The organism is Streptomyces hyderabadensis (genome assembly GCF_020404845.1).
GTDB classification, from domain to species: Bacteria; Actinomycetota; Actinomycetes; order Streptomycetales; family Streptomycetaceae; genus Streptomyces; species Streptomyces hyderabadensis.
Genome location: NZ_JAIOJZ010000055.1, coordinates 1 through 14,451, shown reverse-complemented (window position 1 = coordinate 14,451; position 14,451 = coordinate 1). Strand labels below are relative to the sequence as shown.

The window sequence follows — 14,451 nt, the reverse complement described above, 5'->3', positions numbered from 1 at the left end:
GTGGACAGCCGGGTGGAGAAGTCGGTCGCGCGCGCCGCGCAGGCGCTGTTCGCGATCCAGCGCCCCGAGGGGTCCTGGCCGAACCGCCGCCCCACCGCGGTCCTGGGGACCGCGGGCGCCGTGGTCGCCCTGCACCTCGCCGACCCGGAGCGCTCCCGCGATCTGGTCGAGCGGGGGGCACAGTGGCTGGTGGCCGCCCAGAACGCGGACGGCGGCTGGGGCGGAGTGCCCGGCGCGGCCTCGCAGTTGGTGCCCACGGTGGTGACGGCGTCGGCTCTCACGCTGACGGCTCCGCGGACGGCCGGGAAGCCTGCGCGGCGTGCGCTGGACCTGATCAGGTCGCTGGGCGGGGTGGAGTCGCTCGCCGACCCCGGGATGGTCCACATGGCCACGACCTTCCTCGCCCTGGCCGGGCTGCGCAGCCTGCGCGGATCGCGACGCATCCCGCTGGAGCTGCTGCTGCTGCCCCGGCGGATCTGGCGGCCCCGGCTGTCCTTCCGGGCCGCGCCCTTCGTGGCCATGGCGTTCATCCAGGCGCACGACGTCGAGCCGAAGGGCGTCGGAGGGCTGCTGCACCGGCTGGCCCGGCCGGCCGCGCTGCGCCTGCTGCGGGACATGGAGCGCCGGGAGAACGACCGCGGAGGATACGGCGGGGACAACTGGCTCGCCGCCGTGGTCTGTATCGGCCTGTGCCGTACCGGGGCCTCCGCGCACATGATCGACGCCACCGTCGGCTACCTGCGGTCGAACGTACGGCCCGACGGCTCCTGGCACATCATGCAGGGGCTCGACCTGATCGGCGGGTCCTACGTCGCCCGCGGCCTGGCGGACGCCGGCTTCCGGGACGATCCGCGGCTGGCCCGGGCCCGGCAGTGGCTGCGCGGGTGCCGGCAGGACCAGGCGTTCCCCCTCTACGACGCGCCGCCGGGCGGCTGGGGCTGGGAAGGCCCCCACGGGTGGCCGAACTTCCTGGACAGCGCCAATGTGCTGGCCGCGCTCGCCCCGGCCGGCGGCGAGGAGCCCGCGGAAGTCCTGCGGACCGGTCTCGACTGGCTTCTCTCGCGGCAGGACGGCCGGGGCTCGTGGGGGACCTTCGTCCCGGACACCACACTCGCCAACGACGGCCCCTGCCCCTACACGACGGCCCAGTGCGTCGAGTCCCTGCTCGACGGCGGTCTGTCCCGCGGCGACCCCAGGATCACCAGGGCCCTGGACTGGCTGCTCGCCGCCCAGCGGCCCGACGGCACCTACGAGGGCCTGTGGTACAGGGGCCTCACCGCGGCGACGGCCACGGCGCTCGTGGCCTTCGCCCGCGGCGGAGTGGGCGACCGTCCCGCGGCGCGGCGCGCCCGCGAGGCCCTCCTGGCGGGGCAGTTGGCCGACGGTTCCTGGGGTCCGGGCGATACCGGCACACCCGGCGACGATCCGTCGCGGGGCACCGTCGAGGAGACCGCCTGGGCCCTGCGCGGCCTGCTCGCCGCCGGTCTGCCCGCCCGGGACGACCGGCTGCGGCGGGCGGCGGAGTGGATCGTCTCGGCGCAGGGCGACGACGGCCTCTGGGAGGCGAACCCGGTCTGCCTGCACATCCGGCGGCTGGCCTACTACACGGACGGCCTGATCGGGAACGGGCTCGCCCTGCGGGCGTTGGGTGCCTACCGCAGCGCCCTCGCCGCCGGCCCGGTGCCACAGCGGGAGGCGTCGTGACGAGCGGACTCGGCACCGGCCGCCCGCCGGACACCGCCTTCGACACCGACGTGCTGATCTGCGGTGCCGGGGTCGCCGGGACGGCGGCGGCCTGCGCCCTCGGCCAGCTGGGTCTGCGGGTGACCCTGGTGGACAAGCGGCGGACCCAGCCCCCGCTCTGGAAGGGCGAGGTGCTCCAGCCCGGGTCCCTGGACTCCCTGCACACCTGGGGCTCGCTCGGGCACCTCGAAGCCAGGAGGGCGGTCCGGCTGAGCCGCCTGGTCGCCCGCACGGCCGACGGGGAGGAGCTGATGGCCATGGACTTCGCGACGCTCGGCGGCGAACGGCCCTGGATGCTCGCCCACGGCTACTCGACGATCCTGGAGTGCATGGCCGCCACGCTCGGCCCGACGGTACGCCTGCGCCGCGGTGTCCTGGTCAAGGAGCTGGCCAGGGACGGCGGGGGCCGTGTCTCGGGGGTGCGCGCCGTGGTGGACGGCGCGGCCGTCGACATCCGGGCCCGCCTGGTCGTGGCGGCCGACGGCATGTCTTCGCGCCTGCGGGGACTCGCGGGGATCGACGCGGAGCCCGTCGCGTACGACCACCGGCTGCTCTCCTTTGAGCTGCCCGGCACGCTGCCGGTGGACGACGAGGTGTCGGCCCACGTCACGGACCGCGGCCTGGTCATGCTCTATCCGCTGCCGGACGCGCGGATCCGGGTCTACGTCCAGGTCGGGGCGGACGAGCTGCGCGGGGCCGGACCGGCCGGGCTGCGGCGCTGGTGTGCGGGGCTCGTCGATCAGGTGCCCGCGCTGCGCCCGATCGCGGGCCTGCTCGAAGAGCACCTGGAACACCGCCAGTTGATGCCGGTCTGGCACTACCGGGCCCCGGCGCTCGTCCGGCCCGGCATCGTCCTGCTCGGGGAGGCGGCGCACGTCGTCCATCCCCTGGCGGCTCAGGGGATGAATACCTCGATCGACGAGGCGCAGGGGCTGGCGGCCCGGCTCGCGAACGTCGACGTCGCCGACGGCGCCGCCGTCGACCGGGCGCTGCGCGGCTACGAGGACGACCGGATGAGCAGGATCGAAGCCGTGCACGCCATGAGTCACAACGCGGCGCGCATGATGACCAGCACCTCCCGCGGCGGCCGGATCGTGGGCCGGCGCCTCATGCGCGGCACCGCCAGGAGCCGCCGCCTGAGCCATCTGATCACGTACAACATGTCGGGCCTCGGCATGCGCCCGCTCACCAGGTTCGACCGGCTCGTGCAGCTGGGGGTCGTACCCGATCTGCGAGCGCGGTCGTTCACGCCCCCGCGATCTGCCGGGCACCGGGCCGGCAGTGGAACCCCGGCAGGCCGAGACAACGGACAGAGGGATTGACGTGTCAGACATCATCACCACCGCCTTCGAGGTCAGGCCGCTCACCAGTGCGCTGGGCGCCGAGATCCACGGCGTGCGGCTCGAGGACATCACCGACGCGGACTTCGCCGAGCTGCGGCGGCTGCTGCTGAAACACCTGGTGATCTTCATTCCGGACCAGCAGGGCTGGTCGGCCGAGTCGCGCATCGCCTTCGGCCGCAGGTTCGGCGAGCTGGAGGAGCACGCCTACCTGCCGCACCTGGACGGGCATCCGCAGATCCAGATCATCGACTCGGAGCAGAACGGCAAGATCCCGATCTGGCACACCGACATGACCTACGCCCCGAACCCGCCCATCGGCTCCGTCCTGCAGATCGTCGACGGTCCCGCCCAGGGCGGCGACACGATGTGGTCGAACCAGTATCTGGCGTACGAGGGGCTGTCCGCGCCGCTGCGCGATCTGCTCGACGGGCTCACCGCCGTCCACTCCATCCACATTCCGGGCCTGGACAGCCAGGCCGAGCACCCCGTCGTGCGGGTCCACCCGGAGACGGGCCGCCGGGCCCTGTTCGTCAACCGGGCCCACACCTCGCACATCGCGCAGCTGAGCCGGAACGAGAGCGACGCGCTCCTGCAGTACCTGTACCGCTTCTCCACCTCCCCCGAGTTCACCTGCCGCTACCAGTGGCGGCCCGGCTCGGTGGCGATCTGGGACAACAGGGTCACGCAGCACTACGCGGTCGACGACTACTCCGAGCACCGCCGGGGCCTGCGCGTCGTGGTGCTCGGCGACACCCCCTCGGGCGACGAGCCCCGCTGGGACCACTACCGCCCGGTGCCGGGGCAGCGTTACGTACCGGACTGGGTCAACGCCAAGGAAGCGTACTGATGGACGCGGCGACGGACGGAACCCGGCAGGACGCGGACGAGGAGAGCCCGGCCCGCGTCACCACCACGACCCGCACCCTGGACGTGCCGGGGGCGCGGCTGTGCTACGACGTACGCGGCCGCGGCCCGCTGCTCCTGATGATCGGTTCGCCCATGGGCAGCAGGGGGTTCACGGCCCTGGCGACCCTGCTCGCCGCGGACTTCACCGTCGTGTCCTACGATCCGCGCGGCATCCTGCGCAGCACCCTCAGCGACCCTGACCAGCCAGCCCCGCCCGAGCTGGTCGCGGACGACGTGCGCCGGCTGATAGCGGAGCTGGACGCCGGACCGGCACATGTGTTCGGCAACAGCGGCGGAGCCACCACCGGTCTGGCCCTGCTCGCCCGGCATCCGGAGGCGGTGCGCAGCCTGGTGGCGCACGAGCCCCCGGTGACCGAACTGCTGCCCGACGCGCGGCAGGTGCGGGCCGCCATCGACGATCTCTGCGAGGACTACGCCGCAGGGCGCCGGGACGTGGCCCTGCGCAAGTACTCGGCCCTGTCCGGGGTCGGCTTCGCCTCGCCGCCTCCGGCCGGGCAGGCGTCGACCCGTGCGCTGTACACGCCACCGAAGGACGTCCGGGCGATCCTCGACCGCTTCTTCGGCCGCATCCTCCAGCCCACCACGCGCTACCGGCCCGACCTCGACGCGCTGCGGACCGCGTCCGTCCCCGTGGTCGTGGCGGGTGGCACGACGTCCCGGGGGCAGCTCTACCACCGGACCGCGGCGGCCCTCGCCGAGCTGCTCGACACCCCGCTGGCCGCCTTCCCCGCGGGACACACCGGTTTCCAGGAACACCCGGAGCCCTTCGCCGATCTGCTCCGCGAGGCGTTCGCACCGCATCGTCAGCCCAGGATGGAGCGAAATGGAACACAACTTCCAGGCCAGCCGCCAGTGGGAGCGCATACAGAACCGCTGGATCACTGAGGATGCCGGCGCCGACCTGACACGGCTGAAGTCCGACTCGAGAAACTTCAAGCTCTCCCTCTGGGACCCGGCCACGAACGGGGTCCGCTACCTCAAGACACTCGCCTACAACCTGGGCATGGCGCTGACCCCGCAGGAGCTGGCGCGGATCAGCAGGACGCCCAACCGTGAGGTCGGCGGCCCGACCACGGTGCGCTGCCAGGGCGAGACGCTCTGCCTGGACTACCTGCAGGCCACGTTCGAGGTCGGGTTCATCGAGAGCGGGGTCGACCTGGACGGCGCCAGGGTCCTGGAGATCGGCGCCGGCTACGGACGCACCTGCCACATGATCATGTCCAATCACGATCTGTCCGGCTACTGCATCGTGGACCTGAAGAACACGCTGGAGCTGAGCAGGGCCTATCTGCGCGAGGTCCTGGACGAGAGCCGCTTCAAGCTGATCGACTTCATCGAGGTCGAGAGCCTGACGGCCGCCTCCCTGCGCTCGGAGCGCTTCGACCTGTGCATCAACATCCACTCGATGACCGAGATGGCTCCGGAGACGGTCCGGTCCTATCTCGACCTGATCGACGCGACCTGCGCGGCCTTCTACGTGAAGAACCCGGTCGGCAAGTACATCGACAAGAGCCTGGACGGCTATCTGCAGGGCGAGGAGGCCGTACAGATGGCGCTGGAGAACGGGCCCCTGCGCCAGCTGCTGGACATCCACGACAGCGAGGCGGTGCAGGCCGCGGTCCCCGCCTTCGTCGACGGGTACCGGCCGGGCTCCGCCTGGACCTGCGCCGGTGACGGCCGCGCCCTCCCGTGGAGCTATCTCTGGCAGGCCCTCTACAAGAAATCGCGCCGGTGAAGGGCATCATCCTGGCGGGCGGCAACGGGACCCGGCTGCAGCCCCTCACCCTCGTGGGTTCCAAGCAGCTCGCTCCGGTCTACGACAAACCCATGGTGTACTACCCGTTGTCCGTGCTGATGCTCACCGGCATCGACGACGTGCTCATCATCGCCCGGCCCGCGGAACTCGCGCTGTTCCGCAGGCTGTTCGGCGACGGCAGCAGACTGGGCATGCGCATCGACTACGCCGCCCAGGAGGAACCGCGGGGCATCGCCGACGCCTTCCTGGTCGGCGCCGCGCACATCGCGGGCGAGGAGTGCGCCCTGATCCTCGGCGACAACCTCTTCCACGGCGCCAAGCTGCCCTCCATGCTGCGCAGGACGGTGCGCAGGCTGCGCGGCTGTGTCCTGTTCGGGCATCAGGTCGCCGAGCCCCAGCACTTCGGCGTCGCCGAGATCGACGCGAAGGGCCGGCTCGTGTCCATCGAGGAGAAACCGGAGCGGCCGCGCTCCAACCTCGCCATCCCGGGCCTGTACTTCTTCGACGACACGGTGACGGACATCGCCCGCGGGCTGCGCCCCTCCGGGCGCGGCGAGCTGGAGATCACGGACGTCCTGCGCGCCTACCTGGCCGAGGGCCGCGCCGACCTGGTGTGGCTCGGCCGGGGCGTCACCTGGCTGGACGCCGGAACCCACGAATCGCTGCTCGACGCGGGCCGGTTCGTCCGGGACATCCAGCATCACCAGGGCATCAGTCTGGGCTGCGTCGAAGAGATCGCCATGTACATGGGCTTCATCGACGCGGACGCCTGCTACCGCCTCGGCGCCGAGATGGACGGCTCGCCCTACGGCCAGTACGTCATGCGCAGCGCGCTCGCCCACCAGCTCAACCCGACACCCGCCGAGCTGATGGAGGAGTGATGCGTCTGCTGGTCACCGGCGCGGCCGGTTTCATCGGTTCCGCGTACGTCCGGATGCTGCTCGCGCCCGGCCCCGGCGAGGTCTCCCATGTCACCGTGCTCGACAAACTGACCTACGCGGGCCGGATCGACAACCTGGACCTCACGCACCCGCGGCTGAGCTTCGTCCGGGGGGACATCTGCGACGCCGCGCTCGTGGACCGCCTCATGTCCCGCACCGACCAGGTGGTGCACTTCGCGGCCGAGTCCCACGTCGACCGGTCCATCGCCGGCGCGGGCGCGTTCGTACGCACCAACGTGACCGGCACCCAGACGCTCCTCGACGCGGCGCTGCGCCGGGGGGTCGGCCGCTTCGTGCACGTGTCCACCGACGAGGTCTACGGGTCCATCGCGGCCGGCCGCTTCACCGAGGAGGACGCCCTCGGCCCCAACTCCCCCTACGCGGCCTCCAAGGCGGGCTCCGACCTGATCGCCCTCTCCTACCACCGCACCCACGGCCTGGACGTCCGGGTGACCCGGTGCAGCAACAACTACGGGCCGCGGCAGTTCCCGGAGAAGATCATCCCCCTCTTCGTCTGCCGGCTGCTGACCGGCGGCGACGTACCGCTGTACGGCGACGGCGAGCACGTGCGGGAGTGGCTGCACGTCGAGGACCACTGCCGCGGGGTGGACCTCGTACGCACCGGCGGGCGCCCGGGCGAGGTCTACAATCTCGGCGGCGGCACCGAGCTGACCAACCGCGAACTGACGGAGCTGCTGCTCAAGGCCTGTGGCGGCACCTGGGACCAGGTGCGCCACGTGGCGGATCGCAAGGGGCACGACCGGCGGTACTCGGTCCTCGACGCCAAGGCCCGCAGCGAACTGGGCTACCGCCCTCGACGCGACTTCGAGTCCGGGCTCGCCGAGACGGTCGCCTGGTACCGGAACCACCGCTCCTGGTGGGAACCGCTCGCGGGCGGCCCCGGGCGGTGAGCGGGTACCGGCTCAGGCGTCTTCGTCCAGCGCGTTCAGGCACAGCAGCAGGGTCCGCGCCTGGACGTTGACGTAGTGGCTGTACCGGGTGAGCGCGGCGAGCTGGTCCCGGGAGACCCAGCAGAACCCGGGCGGCGCGGCGAGCGGCGCGTCGCCCTCGTCGGCCGCCACGACGAGGTAGCGGCTCACCGAGTTCAGGAAACGGCCGCCCTCCTCGGAGTGCAGGGCGCTGTAGCGGACCCGTGACGGGGGCGCCGCCGTGACCAGGTCGAGGAAGGGCGGTCGCTGGGCGACGGGCAGATGGGCATGGCTCCTGGGCTGGCACTGGACCGTGGGGCCCAGCTCCACCTCGGTGGAGCCGCCCTCGGCGCGGGCCCGGGCCAGCACGTGCGGCACGCCCGCGAAGGTACGGGTGACGAAGGCGACCACGCCTTCACCGCGCGGCTCGATCAACGGCTGGGTCCAGTGGCCGACCTCGCGGTTGCTCGCCCGTACCGACACGGCCACGGTGCGGAAGTAGCGGTCGTCGTCGTGGTCGATCGAGGAGGCGCCGCGCGTCCAGCCCGTCACGCCGGCGAGCGGGATGCGTTCGCTGCGGATCGGGATCGCGGCCCGGCGCAGGGCCAGCCAGGACAGCAGCTCCGTGTCCGAGTGCAGCGCGTGCGGCGCGCCGCGCACCGGCAGGGCGGCGAGAACCGAACGGGCGTCCATGTTCACGGTGTTGTCGTGCCGCAGCAGCTGGTGGATCTGGCGCAGGGTGAGCCAGCGGAAGTCCTCGTGCCCGGGTACCGCGCCGCTCGTCTCGACGATCAGATTGCGGTTGCGTTTGCGGTGGAACCAGGCGCCGTGCTCGGACTGCAGCACGTCCGTGAGGACGCGCCCCCGGGAGGGGTCGGTGAAGTACTCCAGGTAGCGGACGGCCGCGCCCTTGTGGACCTTGGTGTAGTTGCTGTACGTGGCCTGCACGGTGGGCGAGAGCTGGAGCAGTCCGGGGTTGCCCGGCTCCATCTTGGCCTGCATCAAGAAGTGCAGCACTCCGTCGAACTCCCGGGCGAGGATGCCGAGGATCCCGACCTCCGGCTGGACGATGACGGGCTGGTGCCACTCCGTCCGCCCGGGATGCTCACCGATCGCGGCGTGCAGCCCTTCCACGGTGAAGAACCGGCCGCTGCGGTGGGCGAGGTTTCCGGTCTCCGGGTCGAACGACCAGTCCTCCAGCGCTTCGAACGGGATGCGGTCCACCGCGAACGAGGCCTGCGCGCGGCGCCGCCCGAGCCATTGGCGGATCTCGTCCGCGCTCTCGCCGCCCGGCGCGGCCGCGGACCGGGCGATCCGGTCGGGCAGCCCGGCGGCCCGCCGGGCCTTGAGCCGCGGCGCGGCCGGGACGGAGCCGGGCACGGTCACCTGTGGGCCCCCGCGAACTCGGTGACGGAGGCGATGACGTAGTCGATCATCTCCTCGGTGAGACCGGGGTAGACGCCGATCCAGAAGGTGTGCTCGGTGACGATGTCGCTGTTGGTCAGCTCGCCGCAGACGCGGAACTCGCGGCCGAGGTAGGCGGGGTGGCGGGTCAGGTTGCCCGCGAAGAGCCGGCGGGTGCCGATCTTGCGGCTCTCCAGGAAGTCCACGAGCTGTGCGCGCTTGAAGGGCGCTTCGGGGTCGACGGTGATGGCGAAGCCGAACCAGCTCGGGTCGCTGCCGGGCGCCGGTTCCGGCAGCAGCAGCCAGGGCACCTCGGCGAGGCCGGAGCGCAGCCGTGCCCAGTTGCGCCGCCGCGCGGCGCAGAAGTCGTCGAGCTTGTCCAACTGGGACAGACCGAGTGCGGCTTGGAGATCGGTCGCCTTCAGGTTGTAGCCCACGTGGGAGAAGATGTACTTGTGGTCGTAGCCGGCCGGCAGCGTCCCCATCTGGTAGCCGAACCGTTTGCGGCAGGTGTCGCTCTCCCCCGGTTCGCACCAGCAGTCCCGGCCCCAGTCCCGCAGCGACTCCACGATCCGGGCCAGGGCCAGGTTCGAGGTGAGCACGCAGCCGCCCTCGCCCATCGTCAGGTGATGGGCCGGATAGAAGCTGACGGTTGCCAGGTCGCCGAAGGTTCCGACGGGCTGTCCCTTGTAGGTGCTGCCGACCGCGTCGCAGGTGTCCTCGATCAGCAGCAGGTCGTGTTCCTCGGCGAGTTGGGCCACCTCCGCCACCTCGAAGGGGTTGCCGAGGGCGTGCGCGATCATGATGGCCCGGGTGCGGGGCCCGATGGCCTTCTCGACGCGCTCCGCGGTCGTGTTGTACGTGCGCAGGTCGATGTCGACGAAGACCGGCACCAGGCCGTTCTGCAGGATGGGGTTGACGGTCGTGGGGAAGCCCGCCGCGACCGTGATCACCTCGTCGCCCGGCACGAGCCTGCGCTGTCCGAGCTGGGGTGAGGTGAGGGCGGTGAGGGCCAGCAGGTTCGCCGAGGAACCGGAGTTGGTGAGGTGCGCCTTCCGGCGGCGCATGCGCCGGGCGAAGGCCGATTCGAACGTGCGGGCCGACCGGCCCGCCGCGATCCGCAGGGTCAGGGCCGCTTCGACCACGGCTGCCCGGTCCGCGTCGTCGAGCACGGCCCCGGACGGCCAGATCTCCGTGACGCCGACGACGAATTCCTTGTCGTCACTGGTCTCTCGGTGGTACTGGCGTACCTCGTCGAGGATGTGCGCGAGCCGGTCACTCATGGGTTCTCCTCGCCGTCGCCGTGGCGTTGCGGGGGCAGGCGGTAGTCGGCCGGCACGCGATGCGGGGCGGGCGGCCCGGCACAGTGTGGCCCGTGCGGCTAAAGCCGGCCTAGCCCCGGTCTTGCACGCGGCTGCCCTCCGAGCTGAAGACCCGGGCCCCGGGGGGGGGCGATGCGGCGGCCGGCCGGCGCAAGACTCGCGCAAGAACGGTTTTAGGGGCGCCCTTCAGGATGGTCGCAAAACGCGCAGCCCCCGGGACGTGACGCACAGTAACATCCCGGAAGCACAGAGCACTTCCGGAGCACGTCGAGCCCGTCCCAGAGCCTGAGCACGAGAGAGGACCGGAATGGCCATCCTCGAACCGGACATCTCAGATGTCGCCCACGCGCTCACGCCGAGACAGACCGAGGTGGTGCGGCTCGCGGCACTGGGTCTGACGGCGAAGGAGACCGCCCGGCGGCTCGGCATCTCCAAGACCACCGTCGACGAACACCTCACCGAGGCGCGGCGCCGTGTCGGGGCCAGCACCAAATCGCATCTGGTCGGTCTGGCAGTCGCCGCCGGGATCGTCGCCGGGTGAATGCCGACGCGTCGCGGCGGGCGCGGCCCCTTCAGCGGATCGCCGGCTTCTGTATGTCCTGACTGAAGACGTTGTTGCCGCCTCACAGTAAGATGAGCAGGCGCCCACCTTTATGGGCGTGCGCTCAGTGAGCGACGACCGGGCGCGGGCGGGTCGGCGCAGGAGAGGACGGGCGAGTGCCGACTGGGGTGCACCTTCGCGACGCGAGACAGCAGTTGTTCGACGCCGCCGAGCGCGTACTCCTGCGCAGCGGTCCGAACGGCCTGACGGGCCGGGCCGTCACCGACGAGGCGGGCTGCGCCAAGGGCGTCCTGTACCGGCATTTCAGCGACTTCGACGCCTTCCTCACCGACCTCGTGCTCGACCGGGCCGGGCGGCTGGAGAAGGAGGCGAGCGCGCTGCGCGAGTCGGCCGGGACCGGCACCGTGGCGGAGAACCTGTCCAGCGCGCTGTTCACCCTGTTCGGGCCGGTGCCGGTGGCGATCATCCCGCTGATCACGTTCCGGGACGAGCTGCGCGCCCGGTTGCGGCAGGTCATGCCCGGTGGCGGCATCGCGATCCTCGCCCAGGCCTCGAACGCGATCTCCGCCTTTCTCACCGACGAGCGCGACCGGGGGCGTCTCGCGGCGGACGCCGACATCGACTCGCTCACGCTCTCCCTGACCGGCGGCGGCCATCTCCTGTTCGCGGACCACGCCCCCGGCCCGCCGACCACGGAGGCCGTCGACAAGCTGGTGACCGCGGTGATCACCGACGCCGTCCAGCGACGACCGGTTTAGGGCGTTCCGCACGGCGCGCGGCAGAAAACAACAAGACACAATCGTGGCGCCGATGATTCCGGCTCCGACGCCCCTCGGACAACAGAGCGTTTCCGGGTCGCCATCGAAGCCGTAATGATCTCCCAGGTCAGCGACGTCTCGCCATATTCAACCAAGGGGAGGTAATAATCTCCCGCCAGGTGCCGCTCCATTGGCATCCGAGAATCGCGCGACACGGAGTACGGAATGTCTCATTCCGCCCCGGTGTCGACGTATCTATATTGCCGTTCAATCTTTGAGCTGTGCATGATCTGGCCCGGCTCCGCATTGTGGCGAGAACGTTGTCAGCGTTTCCTGGCGAAGGGATAGTCCGTGCCTGCCTTCCCCCCACCCCTTGTGTCGGACCGCCCCCGCTCCGGCTTATCGCTCGGCGGTCACCGTCCCCTGATACCCACGCCGACAGGGGAGGGCGCCCGGTGAGGTACGAGATGCTGGGCCCGCTCCGCGTCCGGGACGAGAACACGTACTTCACGCTTCATGCGCAGAAAGTGGAGGTCGTCCTCACGGTGCTGCTCATCCGGGCGGACCATCTGGTCTCCCCGGAACAGCTGATGCGGGAGATCTGGGGCGAGAATCTGCCCCGGCGCGCCGCCGCGGGCCTGCACGTGTACATCTCCCGGCTCCGCAAGTTCCTGAAGCTGCCCGGCGCGAGCGGCAACCCCGTCGAGACCCGGGCGCCGGGCTATGTGCTGCACAAGGGCGACGACCAGATAGACGCCCAGATCTTCCCCGAACTCGTCGACGTGGGCCGGTCGTTGCTCCGCGAGCAGCGCACGGACGAGGCCGCCTCCTGTTTCAGCCAGGCGCTCGCGCTGTGGCGCGGCCCGATCCTGGGCCACAGCGTCGACGGAACCGGCGCCAAGGGCCCGATCATCGACGGTTTCTCGACCTGGCTCACCGAGATCCGCCGGGAGTGCCAGGAGATGCTCGTCGAGTGCCAGCTCCAACTCGGCCGGCACCGCGAGGCGGTGAGCATGCTGTACTCCCTCACCGCCGAGAACCCCATGTGCGAGGCGTTCTACCGCCAGCTCATGCTGGCGCTCTACCGCTCGGAGCGGCAGGCGGACGCGCTGAAGGTGTACCAGTCGGTGCGCAAGACACTCAACGACGAACTGGGCCTCGAGCCCGGGCGCCCGCTGCAGGATCTGCAGCGGGCCATCCTCTCGGGTGACATGCACCTGATGACATCGCCTCCGGCGATGTCCGACCGCTGACCACCGGCAGACCACGGAGACGAGCGGCGGGACGGCGCTCAAGCCGTTGCACCGCAGGAATCCGAACAGCAGGTCAGGCACCCTTGCCCACGGGCTCCAGAATCGCCATGCACTCCACATGATGCGTCATCGGAAAGGTGTCAGCGTGGACACTGACGGTAAAGCCGCAGTTCAGAGAGCCTTTCCAGTACTCGCCTGAGGGCAGCGGGCACCCGGAGCGTCAAATGAGCGTCATGGATGTACGTCAAGGGCGTCGTGCCGAGATGGTCGACGCCGATGCCGGGTGGCCGATGTCAGGTGTGCGTACCGGAAGGTGCGCCCTCCTGGGCGACGCAGCAGGCAACACTGTGCCCGAGAGGCGTCACCGAAGTCGCCCGGGTCAAGGCACTCCCACCGGACTACCAGATCGTGCACAAGGAGATGCAGAAGTACCTGTTCAAGATCGGACCGGTCAGCCTGTCCGACGGCTCGCTCCTCCCGGAATCGTCGACTTCTTCGAGGAGGGCGTCGCCGAGGGCAAGGGAGTTCTGGAACTCATCGGCACCGACGTCGCCGCGTTCTGCGACGACCTGATCAAGGACTCTCCCACCTACGCGGATGCCTACCAGGAATCCATTAGCGGGGAACCCGGCGCGGCCAGGAAGTGACAGCCGCCGGACCGCTTCGTGACTCTGCCGGGCTCCACCTTCCGCACGACGGCCGGCGCATGGGCCATGGGACGGCGTGTGATCACTGTCCCGGAGGCTGTGCTGGGCAGGCAACAGTCGAACGACGGGGCCTGGCGTGACCAGTCAACGTGACCGTCCAGGAACGCCTCCTGGCCGCACGACGTGGTGATGTGGTGCACCGCCTTGCCCGAGTAGACCAGACGCAGGGCGAAGACGAAGCACTTCGTCCGCTCACCCGCCAGGTCCACCCACGCCTCGCCGAAGTAGACCTCGGCGTCCATGCCCGGCTGGTTGTGACGGATCACGAACCCCGCCGTCGGCGCCGCTCCCGCAGCCTCGGCGATCTCCCGTCGCCGACAGGAGACCCCAGACCGTGCTGACGATCTCCGCCTCGCATTCCTGCCGCAGCCGGTTCAAGAAGCGCTGGACCGTGGCCGCTGCTTCGGCGGCGCTTCCAGATCCCCCAGCAGCCACTCGTCGATCGTCTTCTTGAACGGATCCAACCTGGGCGAGGGCCGCACCGGCCTCTTCCGCGGCCTGGGAACCGGCGACGCCAGAGCCGCGCGTACGAGCCGGCGGTGCACGCCGTACTTGCGGGCCAGCGCCCGCATCGACAGCCCGGTGGGGTCAGACCAGACCGGAACAACCCCCGAACGCTCCCGTACGCCCCCAGGGGTGGGGCCAACTCAAGCCGGAAAGTGGAGCCAAATCAGAGCGTTAATGCCAATCGACGGACTCAGCGGCGCGGACGCCGACCACCACGTCCCACTGGACGAGGCCTGGGACAGCGGAGCACCCGAGTGGACGCCCCAGGAGCGGCAGGACTTCGCCAACGACCTCGGCGA

General features: G+C 70.7%; 15 protein-coding genes. 12 read left to right on the top strand and 3 right to left on the bottom strand.

The features are described from left to right. Genes K7854_RS30900 through rfbB form a run of 7 tightly spaced genes read left to right on the top strand, consistent with a single transcriptional unit; the run spans position 1 to position 7,621 of the window. Positions 1 to 1,704 (top strand): prenyltransferase/squalene oxidase repeat-containing protein, encoded by a 1,704-nt coding sequence (locus K7854_RS30900; RefSeq protein ID WP_226029853.1) that lies wholly within the window; start codon positions 1 to 3, stop codon positions 1,702 to 1,704. Continuing rightward, the gene (locus tag K7854_RS30895) at positions 1,701 to 3,065 is read left to right on the top strand and encodes an FAD-dependent oxidoreductase (RefSeq protein WP_226029852.1); all 1,365 of its coding nucleotides are present in this window, start codon (positions 1,701 to 1,703) and stop codon (positions 3,063 to 3,065) included. Before K7854_RS30900 ends, K7854_RS30895 begins: the two co-directional genes overlap by 4 nt. Position 3,066: 1 nt before the next feature. Beyond that, entirely contained in the window at positions 3,067 to 3,933 is an 867-nt protein-coding gene (locus K7854_RS30890; protein WP_226029851.1) for a TauD/TfdA dioxygenase family protein, read from the top strand. Continuing rightward, entirely contained in the window at positions 3,933 to 4,898 is a 966-nt protein-coding gene (locus tag K7854_RS30885; protein WP_226029850.1) for an alpha/beta fold hydrolase, read from the top strand. The genes K7854_RS30890 and K7854_RS30885 overlap by 1 nt, the downstream gene beginning before the upstream one ends. Then, positions 4,837 to 5,748 (top strand): putative sugar O-methyltransferase, encoded by a 912-nt coding sequence (locus K7854_RS30880; protein ID WP_226029849.1) that lies wholly within the window; start codon positions 4,837 to 4,839, stop codon positions 5,746 to 5,748. Before K7854_RS30885 ends, K7854_RS30880 begins: the two co-directional genes overlap by 62 nt. Further along, on the top strand, positions 5,745 to 6,650 hold the full coding sequence (rfbA, locus tag K7854_RS30875; protein WP_226029848.1) for a glucose-1-phosphate thymidylyltransferase RfbA: 906 nt from the start codon (positions 5,745 to 5,747) through the stop codon (positions 6,648 to 6,650). The genes K7854_RS30880 and rfbA overlap by 4 nt, the downstream gene beginning before the upstream one ends. Then, positions 6,650 to 7,621: a dTDP-glucose 4,6-dehydratase gene (gene rfbB / locus K7854_RS30870; RefSeq protein ID WP_226029847.1), complete on the top strand. Its 972-nt coding sequence runs from the start codon at positions 6,650 to 6,652 to the stop codon at positions 7,619 to 7,621. Before rfbA ends, rfbB begins: the two co-directional genes overlap by 1 nt. Positions 7,622 to 7,633: 12 nt before the next feature. Here rfbB and K7854_RS30865 read toward each other — a convergent pair whose 3' ends face one another. Next, entirely contained in the window at positions 7,634 to 9,019 is a 1,386-nt protein-coding gene (locus K7854_RS30865; protein ID WP_372481092.1) for an NDP-hexose 2,3-dehydratase family protein, read from the bottom strand. Positions 9,020 to 9,021: 2 nt separating this feature from the next. After that, positions 9,022 to 10,326 (bottom strand): lipopolysaccharide biosynthesis protein RfbH, encoded by a 1,305-nt coding sequence (rfbH, locus tag K7854_RS30860; RefSeq protein ID WP_226029845.1) that lies wholly within the window; start codon positions 10,324 to 10,326, stop codon positions 9,022 to 9,024. Between the two features lie 346 nt (positions 10,327 to 10,672). Here rfbH and K7854_RS30855 point away from each other — a divergent pair, with 346 nt between their 5' ends. The 5 genes from K7854_RS30855 (at position 10,673) to K7854_RS37975 (ending at position 13,585) form a co-directional block, all read left to right on the top strand. After that, entirely contained in the window at positions 10,673 to 10,906 is a 234-nt protein-coding gene (locus K7854_RS30855; RefSeq protein ID WP_007821235.1) for a helix-turn-helix domain-containing protein, read from the top strand. Positions 10,907 to 11,082: 176 nt separating this feature from the next. Next, a complete protein-coding gene (locus K7854_RS30850) occupies positions 11,083 to 11,685 on the top strand; it encodes a TetR/AcrR family transcriptional regulator (protein ID WP_226029844.1) in 603 nt (200 codons plus the stop codon). Positions 11,686 to 12,140: 455 nt separating this feature from the next. Further along, positions 12,141 to 12,938 (top strand): AfsR/SARP family transcriptional regulator, encoded by a 798-nt coding sequence (locus K7854_RS30845; RefSeq protein ID WP_226029843.1) that lies wholly within the window; start codon positions 12,141 to 12,143, stop codon positions 12,936 to 12,938. Positions 12,939 to 13,175: 237 nt separating this feature from the next. Then, the gene (locus tag K7854_RS37980; protein ID WP_505016453.1) at positions 13,176 to 13,511 is read left to right on the top strand and encodes a DUF1048 domain-containing protein; all 336 of its coding nucleotides are present in this window, start codon (positions 13,176 to 13,178) and stop codon (positions 13,509 to 13,511) included. Continuing rightward, a complete protein-coding gene (locus K7854_RS37975) occupies positions 13,466 to 13,585 on the top strand; it encodes a DUF1048 domain-containing protein (RefSeq protein ID WP_505016454.1) in 120 nt (39 codons plus the stop codon). Before K7854_RS37980 ends, K7854_RS37975 begins: the two co-directional genes overlap by 46 nt. On the opposite strand, the gene K7854_RS30835 is transcribed toward K7854_RS37975, so the two are convergent. Continuing rightward, entirely contained in the window at positions 13,540 to 13,911 is a 372-nt protein-coding gene (locus K7854_RS30835) for a hypothetical protein (protein WP_226029842.1), read from the bottom strand. The two genes, K7854_RS37975 and K7854_RS30835, sit on opposite strands and share 46 nt — an antisense overlap. Positions 13,912 to 14,451 lie beyond the last annotated feature (540 nt).